Source organism: Pelosinus baikalensis, assembly GCF_020819555.1.
GTDB lineage: Bacteria > Bacillota > Negativicutes > DSM-13327 > DSM-13327 > Pelosinus > Pelosinus baikalensis.
Map to the genome: position 1 here is coordinate 1 of NZ_JAJHJB010000132.1, position 695 is coordinate 695.

Consider the following 695-nt stretch of genomic DNA (forward strand, 5'->3'; position numbering starts at 1 on the left):
ACAAGAAACTTTGGCTTATTTGCCCAGTAGCTTGTCTTTGGCGTTTCTTTTTCCAGGTAGCCTTTCAAAGTCGCATGCTCCGGAATAGCTTTCGGCGCGCCGACATAGCCTGGAAGATCTCCGAACAAGAGCCCGAAATCCGTTGAACCTTGTACGTTCGATTCGCCGCGGAGAGCGTTAATTCCGCCGCCAGGAAGCCCGATGTTTCCTAGAAGGAGCTGAAGGATTCCGAACGCGCGAACGTTCTGCGTTCCGACAGTATGCTGGGTTGTACCCATCGCATACATAATCGTTCCGGCTTTGCCAGGCTTTCCTGTTGAACAGAAAGCATCGCACACCTTTAGGAAGTCTTTTTTCGGCGTTCCGGTTACGTTGACGACCGTATCGACATCATAACGGGAATAATGTTTTTTCATGAGCTGGAACACGCTGCGCGGATGTTCAAGCGTTTCATCCCTCTTCGGAGTGCCATCCTCCGCAGTCTCGAATTCCCATTTTGTTTTATCATAAGAACGGGTTGCTTCATCGTAGCCGCTGAATAGTCCGTCTTTGAAATCGAAGCCTTCCTTTACAAGGAAAGATGCATTCGTGTATTTTGCGACATATTCTTTGTGAAAAAGTTTATTGTCGATGGCATATTTAATCATACCGCCGACAAACGGAATATCCGTCCCTGAGCGAAGCGGTGCATAGAT

Annotated in this window: 1 pseudogene; it reads right to left on the reverse strand. The window is 48.2% G+C overall.

The features are described 5' to 3' along the window. Positions 1-695 (reverse strand): annotated as a pseudogene (locus tag LMF89_RS25435) (molybdopterin-dependent oxidoreductase); the annotation flags it as partial.